The organism is Pseudomonas entomophila (assembly GCF_013523125.1).
In the GTDB taxonomy this organism is placed as follows: domain Bacteria; phylum Pseudomonadota; class Gammaproteobacteria; order Pseudomonadales; family Pseudomonadaceae; genus Aquipseudomonas; species Aquipseudomonas entomophila_B.
Genome location: NZ_JAAMQJ010000047.1, coordinates 17,930 through 34,485, shown reverse-complemented (window position 1 = coordinate 34,485; position 16,556 = coordinate 17,930). Strand labels below are relative to the sequence as shown.

Annotated in this window: 15 protein-coding genes and 1 pseudogene; all 16 read right to left on the bottom strand. The window is 63.2% G+C overall.

Features of this window, described 5'->3' with window-relative positions; genetic code table 11:
* Positions 1 to 3,310: 3,310 nt before the first annotated feature.
* Positions 3,311 to 6,646 (bottom strand): annotated as a pseudogene (locus G7007_RS22685) (host specificity protein J); the annotation flags it as partial.
* Positions 6,647 to 6,700: 54 nt separating this feature from the next.
* Positions 6,701 to 7,285, bottom strand: a complete 585-nt coding sequence (locus G7007_RS19390; protein WP_181104377.1) for a tail assembly protein — start codon at positions 7,283 to 7,285, stop codon at positions 6,701 to 6,703.
* Positions 7,282 to 8,064, bottom strand: coding sequence for a C40 family peptidase (locus G7007_RS19385; protein ID WP_181104375.1), 783 nt, complete (start codon positions 8,062 to 8,064; stop codon positions 7,282 to 7,284). The genes G7007_RS19390 and G7007_RS19385 overlap by 4 nt, the downstream gene beginning before the upstream one ends.
* 3 nt (positions 8,065 to 8,067) lie before the next feature.
* The gene (locus G7007_RS19380; protein WP_181104373.1) at positions 8,068 to 8,769 is read right to left on the bottom strand and encodes a phage minor tail protein L; all 702 of its coding nucleotides are present in this window, start codon (positions 8,767 to 8,769) and stop codon (positions 8,068 to 8,070) included.
* Between the two features lie 35 nt (positions 8,770 to 8,804).
* Positions 8,805 to 9,152, bottom strand: a complete 348-nt coding sequence (locus tag G7007_RS19375; RefSeq protein WP_181104371.1) for a phage tail protein — start codon at positions 9,150 to 9,152, stop codon at positions 8,805 to 8,807.
* A complete protein-coding gene (locus G7007_RS19370) occupies positions 9,152 to 11,722 on the bottom strand; it encodes a phage tail tape measure protein (RefSeq protein ID WP_181104369.1) in 2,571 nt (856 codons plus the stop codon). Before G7007_RS19370 ends, G7007_RS19375 begins: the two co-directional genes overlap by 1 nt.
* A 108-nt stretch (positions 11,723 to 11,830) precedes the next feature.
* A complete protein-coding gene (locus G7007_RS19365) occupies positions 11,831 to 12,043 on the bottom strand; it encodes a phage tail assembly protein T (RefSeq protein ID WP_181104368.1) in 213 nt (70 codons plus the stop codon).
* Positions 12,040 to 12,465 (bottom strand): phage tail assembly chaperone family protein, TAC, encoded by a 426-nt coding sequence (locus G7007_RS19360; protein WP_181104366.1) that lies wholly within the window; start codon positions 12,463 to 12,465, stop codon positions 12,040 to 12,042. The genes G7007_RS19365 and G7007_RS19360 overlap by 4 nt, the downstream gene beginning before the upstream one ends.
* An 8-nt stretch (positions 12,466 to 12,473) precedes the next feature.
* Positions 12,474 to 12,971, bottom strand: a complete 498-nt coding sequence (locus tag G7007_RS19355) for a phage tail tube protein (RefSeq protein WP_181104365.1) — start codon at positions 12,969 to 12,971, stop codon at positions 12,474 to 12,476.
* Positions 12,972 to 13,043: 72 nt separating this feature from the next.
* Positions 13,044 to 13,205, bottom strand: coding sequence for a hypothetical protein (locus G7007_RS19350; RefSeq protein WP_181104363.1), 162 nt, complete (start codon positions 13,203 to 13,205; stop codon positions 13,044 to 13,046).
* Positions 13,206 to 13,233: 28 nt separating this feature from the next.
* On the bottom strand, positions 13,234 to 13,602 hold the full coding sequence (locus G7007_RS19345) for a DUF3168 domain-containing protein (protein ID WP_181104361.1): 369 nt from the start codon (positions 13,600 to 13,602) through the stop codon (positions 13,234 to 13,236).
* A complete protein-coding gene (locus G7007_RS19340) occupies positions 13,599 to 14,084 on the bottom strand; it encodes an HK97-gp10 family putative phage morphogenesis protein (protein ID WP_181104359.1) in 486 nt (161 codons plus the stop codon). The genes G7007_RS19345 and G7007_RS19340 overlap by 4 nt, the downstream gene beginning before the upstream one ends.
* Positions 14,077 to 14,418 (bottom strand): phage head closure protein, encoded by a 342-nt coding sequence (locus tag G7007_RS19335; protein ID WP_181104357.1) that lies wholly within the window; start codon positions 14,416 to 14,418, stop codon positions 14,077 to 14,079. Before G7007_RS19335 ends, G7007_RS19340 begins: the two co-directional genes overlap by 8 nt.
* Complete coding sequence (locus G7007_RS19330) at positions 14,418 to 14,894, bottom strand: head-tail connector protein (protein WP_181104356.1); 477 nt, start codon at positions 14,892 to 14,894, stop codon at positions 14,418 to 14,420. Before G7007_RS19330 ends, G7007_RS19335 begins: the two co-directional genes overlap by 1 nt.
* 3 nt (positions 14,895 to 14,897) lie before the next feature.
* On the bottom strand, positions 14,898 to 15,287 hold the full coding sequence (locus tag G7007_RS22055) for a hypothetical protein (RefSeq protein WP_219859171.1): 390 nt from the start codon (positions 15,285 to 15,287) through the stop codon (positions 14,898 to 14,900).
* A gap of 43 nt (positions 15,288 to 15,330) precedes the next feature.
* On the bottom strand, positions 15,331 to 16,545 hold the full coding sequence (locus tag G7007_RS19320; protein ID WP_181104354.1) for a phage major capsid protein: 1,215 nt from the start codon (positions 16,543 to 16,545) through the stop codon (positions 15,331 to 15,333).
* Positions 16,546 to 16,556 lie beyond the last annotated feature (11 nt).

Below are 16,556 nucleotides of genomic sequence, written 5' to 3'. Positions count from 1 at the left end.
AGGCTGAGTCGGCCTCAATGCGCAGCTTCTGTTCGTCCTGCAAGGCGCCGCTCGTCTTGCCCAGATCCCCCGTCAGCTTGGTCACGCCGTCAGCGGTGACCGTCAGCTTTTCGCCCTGCTTGGACACGGCTGTGTCCAGAGCGAAGACAGCATTGGCCTGAGCGATCATCTGGCTGGCCGAGTTGCCCGGCGTGAAGGAAGACGGCGCCGAGGCATCACCGACCTTTTCTTCGAGCATGATCCCGTCGAACCACGTCGTGCCTGGGACCGAGCCGTTCTGTGTATAGAAGACCAGGCTGGCAGGACCGGCCAACGCGCTTGGCGCAGTTATCACGCAGCTCACGCGGGCCAACGTGGTGCTCACGTCAACACTGCCCAGCCCGACCTCCGCTGCCCCTCCAGAGGTGTTCTGGTACCGCAGCCGGACTGCCACGTTGTGCGCAGCACTGCCCTTCATCCAGGCCGAGAAAATGTAGCGCTTCCCAGGAACCAGCCTCAGTGTGTAGTTGGTGGCACTGTCAGCCAGGTACAGCCAGCCTGTGCCGGCGCTGGAGTCAGCCTTGAGCAGGTAGCCCGAATAGGCGGAGTCGTCCTTTTGCGCTGTTGTCGTCACCTGCGCCGCGCTGTGGATGCCCGGCAGCTTCTCGGAAAAGGTGGAGTACTGCGCGGGCAGCAGGTTGCTGCCGGTACCACCGATTCCGTTCAGCTTGCTGGTGATGTCCGTGAGTGTGCCGCCCGCTGCGTAAATGTCCCTTTCGGTCTGGGTGACGCGCCCGCCGAGCTGGTTCAGCGCCGTGGTGCTGGCCTTGGAGCCCAGACCATTGGCCGGGCTGTTGATCGTGTTCTCCAGGAAGGTGGCGCGATCGGACACGCTCTCGATCTTCTCCCCCTGTTTTGTCGTCGTGGAGGTGAGCGAGTCCACGGCCTTGGAAGTAGCCGACTGGTCGCCAGCGTTAACCTGCCCGTTATCTCGCCATCCCGTGGCGCGCGAGGACTGCTCCAGCTGAGCCCGGTCAATCTCCATGAACGCGGTGCTGATCGAGTCGGTGCCGTAGCAGGTCACGAAAAAATTGCACTCCACAGTGCCTTCCGGCACCACGGCACTCAACGAGATACGCGCAAACTCACCTGACGCGACTGTGAAACTCGCCACCGGTCCAGAGATACCGCTGCCCGCGCTGTTCAAGAACTGAATCTCAGGCCGGACATTGAGACCTGCCGTGCCGCGCATGTAGGCCGAGAACGTAACCGGCGTTCCGGGCTTCAGCGCGACGCGCCGATTCCCTGGGTTGCCGATGCGCGCCCAGACACTGGCACTGAGGCCCGTCACGTTTATGCGCTGTGCCCATTCCTTGGGATTCAGCGCAGAAGCCACCACAGAAGGCGACACCGTGGCGCCCGAGCCGCTGGCGACCGCCCAGCCGTCAGCCAAATCATTCGTGCCCGGTTTCTCGAACGATGGGTTGTAGATCAGATTCTCGCCGCCTACGTCGCCAATGCTGTTGCGCAGCTCGGTAATTTGCCCCGATGCACTGGTGATGGCGCCTTCGCTAACCGTTACCTTGGCGTCCAGTGCGGCGGTGGCGGCGGCATTGGCCAGGCTCTGATCGAAGCTGTTGCCGGGTACATAGGTCGATGGCTCGGTCGCACCATTCACCACCGGCTCGACCATGATACGGTCAACCCAGACTGACCGATTTGCTACGCCCGAGCGGTTGAGCTGGATGGCCAGGATCATCTGCGAGCCAGCGAACGCACTCGCGCTCATGTCGGCGACGTAGGAGTACCTCATCCATCCGGCAGTCAGCGCCTGCTGAACGACACCAGGGTTATCGTACGAACTACCGTCGTTCTGGAACCCTCGCAGGTACAGCGCGATGACGTGCCCGGCCACGCTGGCCTTGGCGTAATACGACACGATGTACTTCTGTCGCTTGGCGCCCATGTTGGCATCGCCCAGGTTGGTCGCCTTCGAGAAGAAGGCGGTCAGCGCGCTGGATGTGGTTGACCAGTCGAACTTCAGGGCATACCCGCGCAGTGCGGCGCTATCGGCTACCGTAGTTGCGGTGTAGCTGCTACCCGCCAAGGTCGGCGGCGTCTTGCCAAACACGCTGTACTCGGCAGGCAGCAGGTTGACGCCGCTGGCACCCAGGTTGGCAAGGCTGGCATCGATCCGCGTGAGGGAGGAGCCTTGCGCTGTGATGTCACGTCCCTGTTGATCGACCGTGCTTTTCATGGCACTGACCGCGGATGCATCGGCTTTCTTGGCCACTTCGCTCAAGGCCGACGCTGCAGCTGCTGCGGCTTCGGTCGCCACCTTGTCGGTAACGGCAACCCAGGCCGACCCGGTCCAGCGCTTCGGCGTATTGCCATTGCCAGTGGTATCAATCCACAGGTTCTGGGCGGCCTGGTCCGCCGCCGCCGGCGCGGCAGCTTGGACAATGACTTTCCCCTTCCCGCCTGCCAATGAGTTCGCGGCCTCAGCAGCCTTCTGCGCCTTGCTCACATTGCTATCGGTTGTGGTCAGGCTGTTGGTCAACTGCGTGATGGCTCCCGACTGGGAGGTCAGTGACGACTCGGTCTGGTCAACCTTTCCTGACAGACTTTGAACGGCAGAGGAAACAGCGGCCGCTGCCTCGACATTGACCGCGCCGTTATCTCGCCAGCCGCTCATAGAGGGGCTGAACTCCAACTGGCACCGGTCTACCTCGAGGAACGCCGAGCTGATCGCTGCGGTGCCGTAGCAGGTGACAAAGAAGTTGCACTCAACTGTTCCCTGCGGTGCCACAGCACTGTGCGACAGGCGGGCATAGTCCGCGGTCGCCGAGGTATTGGCGGCCACGGGCACGCCGCTGATACCACTGCCATCGGAGTTGAGAAATTGAATCTCGCACCGCACGCTCAAGCCGGCCGTACCGCGAACATATGCCGACAGGGTCACAGCAGTGCCTGGGCTGACTTTGACCCGCCTGTTCCCAGGGTTCCCGATTCTGGACCAGGCCGACGCTGATATCCCTGTCACATCGATGCGCTGAGCAAACTCTCCAGAGGCGAGAGCTGAAGGCACAATGCTCGGGTTGACGGTGACGCCGCTTGCACCTGCCCGCGCCCAGCCGTCGGCCAGGCCGCCGGTACCGGGCTTCTCGAAGGAGGGATTGTAGATCCAGTTCTCCCCGCCGAGCTGGCCGATTGTGGAATTGATAGCGACCAAGGACTGGCCCTGCGACGTGAGCGTCTGACCGTGCTGATTCACCTCGTTGCTCAAGGACTGAACCGTCGACGAGTCGGCCTTCTTGGTCACGGTGTCCTTGAGCGTGGTCAGCGACTCGCTCTGGGACTTCAGGGTGTCGTCCTGCAGGCCGTTCTTGTCCTCGGTCAGCTTGACCCGATTGCTCAGCTGGGTCAGGGCTTGCGAGCTGGCCTTGCCGTCGATCGTGGTCTGCATGCCGTTCAGGGTGCTGCCCTGGGACGTCAGATCGCGGCCCTGCTGGTCGACCGTCAGCTTCAGCGAGTTGACAGCGCTGGCATCGGCCTTCTTCGCCACGTTGTCGTTGGTGGTATTGAGGCTCGCCTGGAAGCCATCGACCTTGCCCGACGTGGCCGTGACCTTGTCGCCCAGGGTGGTGACGTCGGTCTGCAGCTTGGTGACGGCGCTGGCTGTGCCGTTGGCGGTGCGCACGGACTGGCCCACGTCCTCCCAGTAGTCGGCGTTCGGCGGCGCCACGTTGACCGGGACGGCTTTCTTGGCCTGATACAGCTTGCCGTTGGTGCCGAGCACCGCCTGGTCCAGGGCGTAGGTCTTGGTCTTGTTGTACGGCAGCGCGCCGGCGATCGAGGAGACCTCGCTGATCTGCTTCTGCAAGTCGTCGCGCGCGGTGGTCATCCGGCCTTCTACGGCGGTCACCTGGCCTTGCAGGTTCGAGCGCACACCGTCGATCGTGCTATTGACCTGGATGAGCTGCTTGTTGACGTCGGCCTTGATGGCGTTCGAGGCCGTGGTAACGCGCTCGTTGACCGAACCCGGGCCGTTGCCGTCGATGAGTTCGATCTTCTCGATCTTGCTCGTCAGCGCCTTGCCCAACTCGCTCTCGGTGATCTGGTCCTTGATCTGCTCGAGGATCGGCCCGGCATCCGCGCTGGCCATACCGGCCACCAGGGTGGTGCCGCTCGGGAACCACGGCCCGATGTTGCCGGACTTGTCGACCAGGCGCGCCCAGAAGTAGAACTGCTGCCCGGCGCGCAGACCCTGCAGCGTGTGCTTGTCCTGCGGATACGCCAGGTCTGCCAGCTTGTTGGCCTTGGCCAGGTCGGTGCCTTCGCTGTACCACAGCTCGGTGCGCTGGGTGTCTTCGGCGCCCCGTGGGAAGCCCCACTTCAGGCCAATGGCAAAGATCAGGCTTTCAGCGGCCAGGTGCGTGACGGCTGGCGGCGGAGTCGTCTTGCCTTGGAGGGCGGTCATAACCGAGGTGGTCGGGATGGACGCCACGCCGGTGGCGCTGATCGCACGCACGCGCGCCATGTACTGACCGGCATAGACGCCGCGCACGTCGGCAGACAACTCGCCTGTGCGTGGCATCTTGACCCAATCGCGAGCGCCCCAGCGCCACTCAACCTCGTAGGCCACGGCCCCAGGTGCTGCGTCCCAAGCGATGGTCATGGTCGTGACTGCGATGCCCTGGTCAACGACCGAGTGGCTGCTGATCAGCACGCGCGCCGGCGCCTCTTGCACGCCAGCAGGCAGGACGCTGATCGGCCGGTCGTCGATGACCGTGCCGAAGTCGACGGCGGGGAACTTGCTCGGCTCGTGCTGGATGACCTCGAGCTGGAACTGGTGCCATTCCGGACGCGTGACGTTGCGCACGTAGAACTGCATGAGTTTCAGGTCGTCGTAGTCCAATGCCCACGCGCACTCCGCCTGCGGCAGCTCGCTGTAGTCGGCCATGACCGTGACCTTCCGGCCGGCGACCGAACGCACCTGGCGCGCCTCGGTCTTGCCGCTTGGCAGGTTCACCAACAGACGGGCGCCGGTGGGCACCTGAATGTCACGATCGACCGTCACGACCCGGCCGGCCACTGCCGCGATGCGGCCGCCATTGGCGCGGCCCGCCAGCATCGGGTCAGACAGGGAGATCACTTTGCCCGGCTTGGGGATGTAGCCGTCCAGGCCCACACGCAGGGTCGCGCCACGCAGCTGCAGCTGCTCGGTTTGCAAAGCCCACTGCCCAGCGCGTTGAGCCTGGCCGCGCGACGTGCAGCCGACCGCCTCGATGGATGTCTCGCGCACGCCGTACTCGGCAATGGCGTCCTCATCGAAGACCGGCTCCTTGTCGGTCTCGTAGCCCTGGTCTGGATCGTCGAACGAGACCAGGGCCAGGCTGTTGCGGTCGCGCCAGCGACTGCCGGTGTATTCGATCGCACCATCGCCCAGGATCTGCGAGAGCGTGTAGGTGAAGGCCGAATCCTGCGGCATGTCGGCATTGACCGAGATCTGGCTCCCGTCCCAGTAGGCCAGGCCATGGAAGATCGCGGCGAGGTCCTGCAATACAGCCCAGGCGTCAGCCTGCTTTTGCAGGTAGAGGTTGCAGGTGAAACGTGGCTCCTGGCCGCCCTTCCCGTCCGGCACCAGCTGGTCGCAATACTGGCCGATGCGGTACAGAGACCAGCGGTTGATCATGCTGGCGTCGATGCGATCGCCCAGACCGTAGTACGGGTGCAGCACCAGGTCGTAGAACACCCAGGCTGGGTTGTTCGTGTAGGCCTCCTTGAACGAGCCATCCCAGACGCCATTGCTGGTACCGGCGCCGGACGTGGCATAGGCGCGCGTCTCAGGGTTGTAGTTGGTGGGGACGCGCACGATGCGCCCGCGCATGAGGGCGGCGATCTTGGCGATATCGCCGTCGAACTGCTGGGCGTCGTACTCGATGCAGCTCACAGCGGTCAGCGGGTACTCCTGGTCGCTGTCCACCACCTCGGCGATAGCATCGACCAACATGCCGTCAGCCACCGTCGAGCTATTGGCCTCGGCCGTCAGGCGTCGCACACGAACGGTCCAGCGCGCGCCATCTGGGAGTTCCACCCGGTGCGAGCGCTCATACTTGGTGACGTTCTTGCGGTTCACCTCCGACGTCAGCACCTGCTGGTAAGGGCCGCCGTCGGTGGCCACGTCGATCGCATACTCGATCCGGACGCCGTCGACGTTGCCGTTGCTGTCCTGGCGCTGCAGCTGTGGCCAGGCCAAGCGCACACGCACGGCGTCGATCACCGGGTTGGTGATGCTGTGCACCCAGGGCGTGGTGCTGCGCAGCTCATGACCCACCTGGATCTCGTTACTGGCTTCGGTCACCCCCTCCAGCCGCGGCTGGTTGAGTTCGCCCGAACGGAACTGCCACTTCACGCCTGGGAAGTTGACCGTGCCGTCTTCGGCCACCAGCGGAGTGCCATCGAGCTTGATCGAGCGCAGGCCGTTGACCGGGCCCACGATTGGCCCCCAGCTCCACAGGTAGACCATGCGCGCCGTTGCGATCGACGGCACGCCGTTGGAGGCAATGCTGGGCTGCTTCTGCTTCTTCTGCCCACCTTTGGCGCCCGACACCTGCCGGCGCGCGGCCTTCTCCCGGCGCGACCTGCCCCTCAATGCCTCAACCATCACACCCTCCAGAAACAAAAAAACCCGCCGAAGCGGGTCGATAACGCCGGCAGTTCACAGCCGGTCTTGTGGGTAAATGCCGCCAGATTCCACGGCTCCGCCGATCTCCCGCTCTCCGTACAGCACCGGGTACGGGTTGCCCTGGGCGATCGTGGTCACCGCGCCTCCAAACCCATAGCTTGGGTTGTTGCCGTCTTCGTTGCGGTTGAGGCTGCCGGTCTGGGCGGTGGGCGACAGCATCTGCACTACCCCGCCCAGCGCCATCGACGCGCCGCCGGCGAGCAGTGCAATACCAACGCCACTGGACAGCCCGCCTGTCATGAAGCCCGCCACGATCAGGCCCACGCCCAGGATCGTCTGGAACAGGCCAGCCTGCTTGCTTCCCTGGATGATGGGCGCGATGCGAATGTCGCCATCGTCCTTGCCCTGCAGGTCCAGCTCTTCGCCGCTGAGATTGCGCGGCCCTGAGAACACGGTGAACACCAGCCCGCGCTCCTCGCCTGTGGTCAGGAACTTCTCGAAGCCTGGGACCATGGCACACAGTGCCTGGATGGCATCGCGCGGGCTGTTCACGTCCAACTTGAACTCCCGGCCAAAGTGCTTGCGCAGGACGCCGTAGAGCTTGATCGTTCGCATCATGGGCGATAGTCCTTGTGCCGAAGGATGAGGCGGCAGCGGTTGGCCATCGACCAGCCGTAGACCTCGCGGGTCGAGGCCCGGCCGGCCATGTGGTGGTAGATGAATGGCCCAGAGCCGCCCAGCTTGGGTGCCTCCTCGCTGATCAGCGATGGCTCTTCTCCCAAGTAGATCGCCGCGTGGTTGGGGTGGTAGCACGGCCGACCCGGTGAGGGCACGGTGAACACCAGCATGTCGCCACGTTGCGGATTCTCCACCTGGTGGAAGCCTGCGCCTTGGAAGTTGGCCTCATAGAGGCTCAGCCCCTCTGCGTCCTCCCACCACAGATCCTGTCGCTCGAAGTTCGGCAGCTCCAGCCCGGCCTCGCGCGCGTACCAGTCACGGCAGGCGCCCCAGCAGTCGAGCATGCCATGGGCGAACTCCCGCCCCAGCAGCGGCGCGCGGTACCCGGTCGGCCTGAACCACTCCATGTCGCCACCGGGCCAGCCCACGATGCCCCAAGGCAGCTCGTGCAGCTCGCAGCTCACCCGGTCTGCCATGCTCGGGCGTGGCGCGGCGTCCGGATGGCTGTGGATGATGGCCAGCAGCTCACCACGGTCCTCTGCGTTGGCCAGGTCTTCGTGGTGCAGCGTGAACTGATCGCGCGGCGTTCGAGCCAGGTTGCGGCACGGGAAGTACTCCCGCCCCTCGTCCGTCTTGACCAGCACGCCGCAGGCTTCTGCCGGGTACTCGCGTTCAGCATGCTCGCGGATGGCGGCCTGCAACGTTTGGTTGATGCGCATGGGTTACCTCGAGCTGGCGATCAGGCTTGCGCCCATGGATCCGCCGAAGCGCCTGGTGTTGCCGCGTAGCTTGCAGCTCTTCCAGTTGCCACGGCAGCGATCGAGCGCCGGGTTATCGGTGGGTTCGTCCTGCTTGGTGAACATCGCCGCGCCGGTATAGGCGCAGGCCTCGCCGCGGTACTGGCCCCGGCAGGCCCAGCGGCAGAGCTTGGTGATCTGCTGGCTGGGCAGCTGTACGCCGTTCAGGTCCAGCGGACTGGACAGCTTGAAGGTCACCTGCTCGCGGTTTTCGCTGCTCTTCTGCTCGATGTACCACAGGCTTTCGCGGGCCTGGTTGGAGGCTTCGCTGTTGCCCTCGGCAAAGTTGGCCGCGTCGAGGAAGTGCCGGAAGGTCTCGATGACCTTCACCTTCGCGCCGGCCAGATCCTTCAGCGCCAGGCACAGGGCGGTGACGGCGCCGCGCACACCGTTGATCTCGTTGGCCAGCTGCAGGGTGGGCGAAGCAGGTCGACCATCACCACGGATATCGAAGCCCTTGGCCTCGACCTGCTGGGAGGCGTACAGCTTGCCTTGCCAGATGATGTCGCCGGCCTGGGCGTGCCCGTGGAAACGCATGATGTTGCCGCCCAGGCGGGTGGCGTCCACCTCGTACAGTCGGATCTGGTTGCCCGGCTCGAGCTTCTGGATGTCGGTTTCGAAAGTCATGGGGCCTCGGAAAAGGAAACCCCGTCAAGGCGGGGTCAGTAAGGGGTGAAGACCTGTTTCATGGTGAAGGTGAGCTTGAACAGCCCTGCACCCTGCGGGTCGAGCTTGTAGCCATTGACCTTGTAGCGGCCCTGCGAGCCGCCTGGGGGCGTCCACTGGAACGACCGGTATCCTTCGTGCCGGTCGAGGAAGTCGCGCATCAGGCGCAGCTCCTGGCCGTCCTCGAGCCCGCCGGTAGCCTGGTGGCTCCACTCCTGGGACTTGTTGTTGATCCCGGTACCGCCCGACTGGGTGTAGCCGTCCCCGAAGTCGTTCTCCCAGACACGCTGCTTGACCTCGCCAGACGCGCCCACTCGGGTGCTGAAGTTGAATGTCTCTGCCATCACCGCCTCCAGAGCGTGCCGCCTTGGGCAAACTCCTCATTGACTACTTCCCGGATCCGCTGACGAAGGCCCTCGCCCATCATCTCGCCTTGGCGGCGCGCGCTTTCGTCGCTCATGCCAGGCTGGGCCTGGACGGTAATTTGTGCGTTCACCGTCACGCCAGCACGCTGAGTCGAGTCGGCACCCACAGAATCGACTTTCCGCAGGTACGCGGTGAGGTCACGGTTCTGGTTCGGGTTAAGCACCCGTTCGCCTCCATCGAGCAGCCAGGTACCTTCCTGCGGGATGCTGTCGATGCCGCTATGAGCCATGCCCATGAGCGCCGTCGAAGCGACACCCGCAACCATAGGGGCCGTCGCAACTGCAGCAGCAGCGGCAGCCGCCGGCGCAAGCTCGGGGCCAGTGATCGGGATGGCCGCTGTAGAAGCGAACGCCGCCAACTGAGCCTGGAACGCTGTGGCCTGTGCATTGGCCACCATGGCCATGCCAGCGGTTGACTGTGTGGTTTTGCCTACCATCAGCTGCACTGCCTGGTAGATGAGCCACTGGGCCGCCATGTCGGACAAGGTATTGATCAGCGTCTTGCCGAAGCCCGCGACCATATCCATCAGCGCATCGCCGGCATTTTGAGAGCCGGTAGCGACGTCCGATAGGAAGTCACCCAGCTCACTGCGGGCGCTGCTGAGCGTCGAGGTAGTAGCGTCTGCGGCTATAGCCGAGTAGTCGGTCGCCGCATCCGCGAAGTTCTCCCAGGCACTGGTCACACCGTCCATCCAGTTTGCTTGGGCTTCGTCGAGCTGGTTGTAATAGTCCTGCTGAGCGACTAATCGCTCGGCTAGGGCCTCCTGAAGAAGCGTTGTTTCCTGACTATAGAGCTCTTGGCTGATGTCTCCGCCATTGAATTGTTTCTGCAGGTCGGCTAACTGGCTTTGGTAATCCTGCTGAATGGTCAGGTCTGCTTTGAGTCGCTCTTTGAGCTTGTCACCACTGCCAGCACCAGCAAGCTCAATTTCGAAGCCAGATCGTACTGTTTGATTTGAGCTCTTCAACGTGGAAGCGAAAGCTGCCGCTTTGGCTGCATCTTCATTGGCTCGCTTCAACTTCTGCAAACGGTCCAGCTCAGCTGCAAGCCCTTCGAGGCGCTTCTGTTGCTGCGCATTGATGCCAACCAGCTTTCCAGACTCGATGTCGAACTGAAGTTTGGCAACCTCGGTGGCATTCTTTCGGGCATCGGTCGTTGTGTTGATCAGCGCGATCTGCCTGGACAGATCTTCCTCTGTCGCCTCAAAGGCCTTGTTGATCCTCTTGGCCGCCGCCTCCGCTTCCTTGGCTGCCGCTTTCTGAGCATCGGTGAGACCTTTGAAGCCTGGGCCTCCGCTCCCAGGCGGCGTGATTGTTGGAAGCGCAGCTGCCGCTTTCTTCGCGTTCTCGATGTACTCGCGGATCCGATCGCCCATCAAGGGCTTGTTGAACTCTTCAACCATCGCCGAATGCGCTAGTCGAGCCGAATCGAGGCTGTCAGTTGCATCCACAGCGAACCTGTCGGCGGTAGCCTTGAAGTCCTTGGACATATCGCCAAAGGTGATGAAGCCAAGAATCTGGTTGGCGCCAGCACCGAGCTTTTGCAAATAACCCATGGCAGTGGTAAAGGTGCCTACCAGGGCCAGGGCGGTAAGGTTGAACGCACCACGGACCACATCGATGGTATTTGCAACGAAAACAGCCACGCTCACCAGGCCGTCACCCAAACCGCTCATGGCGCTGCGTAGACCGCCGGCCTCTTTGGTGCCGCTCGCAAGATCCTTGGACATTTGCGCCAGCACAGGCATGAACTCGGCAGCAAGCTGAACCTTGGCGGCGCTGACGTATTGACCGAGAACAGTCAGTTCAGTGTTGAATTGCTGAGCCGCTGCGATCGTCTGGGTATCCAGGATCATACCTGTGGCCTCGGCAGCATCACCGAGTTCGCGGAATCCCTTGCCGCCGTTGGAGAGCAGAGGCACTAGCGCGCTGGCTTCGTCAGCAATCGCCTCCATGAAGAAGGTCATCTGCGCTTGATTGACGTTGGCCTTCTGCAAGCTGGACACGTACAACTGAAGAGCATCTGCGCTGTTCAGATTGCGGAACTGCTCAGCTGTCACGCCAACCTTGGGCGCGATTGTTTCGAAGAAATTCTTCAGCTCACCGCCGCCAGTTGCAAGGAAGTCACCAACCTTGTCGTTGGTATCCTTGAAAATATCGGAAAGTTTGTCTTGCTCGACACCGACAGTCGCAGCAGCCGCAGCATATTTCTGGAACTGCGTGGTACTGAGGCCGGCCAAGTTCGAGAGGTTGGTGATCTCTTTCGCAGCGGCGGCCGTGCTGTTGACTGCGCTGACCGTAAAAGCCGTCAAGGCTGTTACTGCCGCAGTGGCTCCAGCCACTACCGCTGCACCTGCCGCCTTCGCATTCTTTTCAACGGACTTGCGCCATTTCTCCGAGCTGCGCTCTGCCGCATCCATGCCAGCCACAAACCCGCCTACCTTTGCGATCAGGTCAAGGGTCAGCGTGCCCAGCGATCTTGAAGCCATTCATTTTCTCCGGGCATAAAAAAACCCGCCGTAGCGGGTTTTTGTAGATGATCAATGACACAGATTTTGTTCATGGTTTCCGTTCCAAAACCCCTCAATCTACCAGCGTCACATCCAACTCTCTATGGCCTGCTCCAAGGTCAGCGGCTCTTCAGCATCGTGAGGCATGAAGTCAAAGATCTTGTAGCCACCATTTTTGCTGTGGACGTTGGCATAAAGGGTGGCCAGCAATGCTGCACCGCGCTCGATCCGCATTCCCCAGTTCAAGGATCCCCTCTTCGCGCGATACTTGAGCCACTGCCGAAACTCGGCAAGGCTCATGCGCTCTTGCGCTTCCGCGATGGTGCAGCCGAGGCTGATGGCGATTTCGTGCCAGGCTTCGTCGAGTTCGGTGAGGGGGTCGTCTTTCCCATGTTGGTGACCTCCTGAATCACAGCCATCAGCGCCATGGTTAGATTTCCATCCAGGGCACCGCGACTGGGATCAGCATCGCCGGTGATGTCGGCGACAGTGAATACGGGAGCACCATCCTCGTCGCAGATGCAGGAGGCGATGCGGCCGGCTACGCCATCCTGCTTGCCTGCGGTAGCAAGGACGTCGCTGACGGCCGAGCGATACCCAAGTGGGCGGACGAAGACGGTAGCCGTCAATGAGTCTTCGCCCTGGCGCCATGTGATCTCCTTTTCAACCGGGCGCCCGGTGAACGACCCGGCCTGCTGCAGGGTGGTGATGTTGAGCTTCATGGATGGCCTCAAGCGGTAGCGGATTTCTTGGCCCAGGCAGAACCGCCCGTGCGCTGGATCGTTGCGGCAGTGCTCACCACGGCGTTGCCGGCGAAGTCGAACGGGAAGTCCGAGACGTAGCCGGTGAAGGTGAACCAGGTGCGCGTCTTCGGCAGGTCGAAGTCGGTACCGCCGGTGGCCACCGTGGGCACGCCGGTGCCGTCTGCCCAGCCAACGGCCCAGCGAATGGCCGTGTCGCCGCTGGCCTCGGACAGCTGGTGCAGGCGAACGTGGCTTGCGTTGGCCGGATCGGCGTTGAGTGTGAGCGAGGCCTGGCCAGGCGTGCGCAGGCCTTTCTTGTAGCTGCGCTCCGTGGCGCTGAGCGGGGTGTCTTCGATCTGATCAGCGGGCGCCCCGCCTGGGTTGAACGCCGTGACGCCGCCGATCTCGAGCACGGTGTACGCACCGGTACCGGACACGGGCGGCACCAGCGCGAAGATGTTGGTGCCTTGGGTCAAAACCGACATGGTGGTCTCCTATCGGGCAAAGAAAAGCCCGCGCGCGGCGGGCTTGGTGGGTGCAGCGGCCGGCGAAGCTGGTTAGCGCTTCGCCTCCAGGGCGCTGATGTGCTGGGCCAGGGCCGCGTCGTCCGAAGCACGCTGGCGCACCTCGGCGCTGAGCCGGTCATTCAGGCTCGCCACGTTGGCGGTCAGGCTGGCCACTTGTTTTTCCAGCGCGGCAATCTTCTGGGTATCGGTCATTGTCTTTCTCCTCGGTTGAATGGGGGCCTCAACGCAGGACTGTCCAGTCCACGTCGAAGCTGGCCCGGTAATTTTTGGTGGTGCTGTCGCGTTCCTCGCGGCCCCATCGGGCGATGTAGGCGTGCAGCTCGATCGCGTTCCGGAGCGCGGTGCGCACCTGGCGTGCGCTCGACCCGGTGCTGGCGTAGACGTCCACCTGCAGGGTGAAGCCGTCGGCGTCCGGACGGCTAGCCAGATAGTTCTCCGGGTTGCCGTTGATGACCTGCCAGACCACGTAAGGCCTGGCCACCTTGTCCGGCGCCTCGCCGAACGAGTACAGACGCATGTCGGCGCCGGTACCGAGCAGGCCAGTCACCACAGGGTCGCGGGAGCAGGTCTCGAAAATGGGTGCGCTCATTGGGTTGCTGCCTTCTTCGCGGCGCGCTTGATAGCGCGGTCGATGGCCTTCTCGTACTCGGTAACGAAGGTGTTGGTCACCTCGTTGATGCTGTTGGCCAAGGCCGGGCGCATGAACGGGACAGCGGCCATCTTCTCGGTACCGAACTCGAGCAGGCGCCAGTGCGGCGTCGGGGCGTTCTGGCTGAGGTCGCCGCCATCCCTGAGCACGGCGCCGTGCAGCACGCCGATTCGGAAGCCCAGGTCACCGGTGCGCTTGAACAGGCGACCGTTCCAGCGCAGCACGATGTTGTCGGCGATCGAGCGGCCGGTGGCCTTGTCGTCGATGCGCTCGGCGCCCTCCTTGGCCTTCTGCACGACGATCTGGGCGGCCTTGCGCAGCGCCGCCCGGCCGCCCTTGCGCCTGACGTCATAGCTCACCGAGTCCAGCTTCCCCAGCAAACCATCCAGGCCGGTGATGCTGAAATCGACGCCGTCAGCCATCCTTGACCCCCTTCGAGACCAGCAGGGTCAGGTAGTCCTGGCCCGACTCGGCATCCTCTAGTGGAGGCCCCTCGATGCTGTACACCTCGCCCCGGTACAGGACACGCATGGTCGACAGCACGCCGGGGCGGTACCGGATCACCATGCGGGCGGTTGCCTCCGACTGGTTCGCGCGGGCGGCCACCACGTCGCGGGTCGACATCGGCTGCACCTGGGCAGGACAACGCGCCCAGCGCGTCACCCACTCGGTGTCGCCGAACTCGCCGGTGGCCGGGTCGCGGAGTGTCTGCTGTTCCTGGATGTCGATGCGATGCCGGAGCTTGCCGGCCTGCATCACACACCCATCCGGATGCGGTACGGCATCAGCAGGTGCTGGGATGCCAGCGGCAGCTCGGTGGCGATCGTGCCGGTGACCACCTCTTCACGGTTGGCGAACAAGTGGCCCAGCTTGAGCAGGCATGCGGCCTGTATCTCGGCGTTCAGCACCATGCCGTAGGCAACGGCGTCGGCCTGGTCGTAGGCATCGGCCAGGGCCTGGCGTGCGTGCTCGAGCAGCCGGGCGCGCAGTGTGTGCTCAGGCTCGACCTCGGCTATGGCCACCGCAGCGGCATTCGCCTCCTTGGCTGTGCGCATTGCTGCCGGCACACCGGCCCGGGCCTGGTCGAGTGCGACCTGGTCTGCGTAGAAACGCCGGTTGAGGAACTGCATGGCCGCCCCTTCTGCCGCTTCAAGCTGTGCCTTGACCAGCATCTGGTCGTCAGGCTCGGCGTGCAGGTGGTGCATGGCGATGTCGATGGCGATCACTGACATGGTCTACTCCTGCTCAGGCTTAACCTGGGCCGCCATGCGATCCAGTTCCTTCTGGGCTTCAGCCTTGTTGCCCACAAAGTTGCCGACCTGCTTTTCGTCTTCGCCGACGACAATCCATTTGCCGTGCCCCTCTTGCTTGAGGCTGAGAGGACCGACTACACCAGAAACGGCGAGTGGCAGAGTTGGAGCGCTGAGACTCGATGAAGTCAGCACCCCCGCGCCAGCCGCGTCTTCCTGCGAAATGGTCACAACAACCTCGTCGTCCGATTCGTCCAGTTCGGCATAGCCTTTCTGGATCAACTGGCGCCCGTGCTGTTCGATGGTCTCGAAGGGCTTGCCCTCAACCAGTGTTTGGCCGCCAAGGTACAGAGGTTTCAGGGTTTTCAGTTTCATGAATGCCTCCAGGGGCCGCCGCTCGGGCGGCCCTTACTCAGGGTTACGGGGTGACCGGGGCCGCGAACTCACCGAAGATGAAAGCCTCCGGACGCTTCACTGCCAGGGCCGCACGTTCCTCGCAACGGATCGAGATCAGGTTTTTCTCGAAGTCGTCGGCGTTCTCGGTCGAGATAACCACGTTCGCGTCTTCGCGATCGAACAGCTGGGCACCTGTCTGGAAGGCGCCGGTCAGGAACTTGCCCATGAACGCGGCGACTTCGGTGGCCACCACCGGCAGCCCCCACAGCACAGGGCCGGCCAAGCCCAGCGGGTTGGCGAGGATATAGCGGCCCAGCGAATCCTTGGTCAGCTCGATCTTTGCCCAGTCCATGAAGTGCAGGACGTGGCCAGACGCTGGCAGGCGCGCCAGCTGCGCCTGCAGCATTGCCAGGCGCAGATCATCGATGCCCGACCGCTTTTCGACTTCGAAGGCCGGCACGTACTTCGAGGCCTGAGGGACGATACCGTGCAGGTGCACGCCAGTGCCGTCACCGAACAGGATCTCCTGCTCTTCAACGTACTTGAGGCCGTAGCGCATCTCGACGTCGATGGTCGAACCCAACTGCGCGAAGTCGTCCAGGATCTGCTTGGACGCCTTGAACATATGCGCAATGGTCGAAACCGCCGTCAGCTTCGAGGCGAACTCGATGTTCGAGTAAGGCTTGGTCGTGCCTTCAGCCACCACCTTGGCGGCGTTGGTGAAGCCGGTCTGCTGCACCCAGAAGATGGCCGGCGCAGTGGTGCGACCCGGCGCGATCAGATCGCGGATGAACAGACGCTGCTTGGGTGCGGCATCGATGCCAGGCAAGCGCTGAGGCTCGACGATGCCGGCCGGGATGTCCGTGGACAGCAGCGCTGCGCTGACGGGAATGCTCACGCGCTTGTTGCCCTCGACACTGGCCGAGAACTGCTTGAGGGCCTCGCTCTTGATCACCACGCCGCCGAGGCTTTCACGGGCCTGCGGGGAGTTGGCCGAAGGCAGGCGAGCGAACTCCTGCTCCAGCTCCCCCAACTGGGCCTTCAGCTGCTTCTCGGCCTCGGTCAGGCTGTTGAACTTGGTGGCCATCTCATCGACGGCGTTTTTCGTTTCTTCGGACAGGCTGCCGGCCTTCTTGGCCTCGGCCAGGGCGTTCTCGGCTTGCTTGCTGAAGTCGCTGGTGGCCTGTTTCAGTTCTGCAGAGACCTGCTTGAGCAGGTCAGCGGTGTTGTCTGCCATGGGGATTTTCT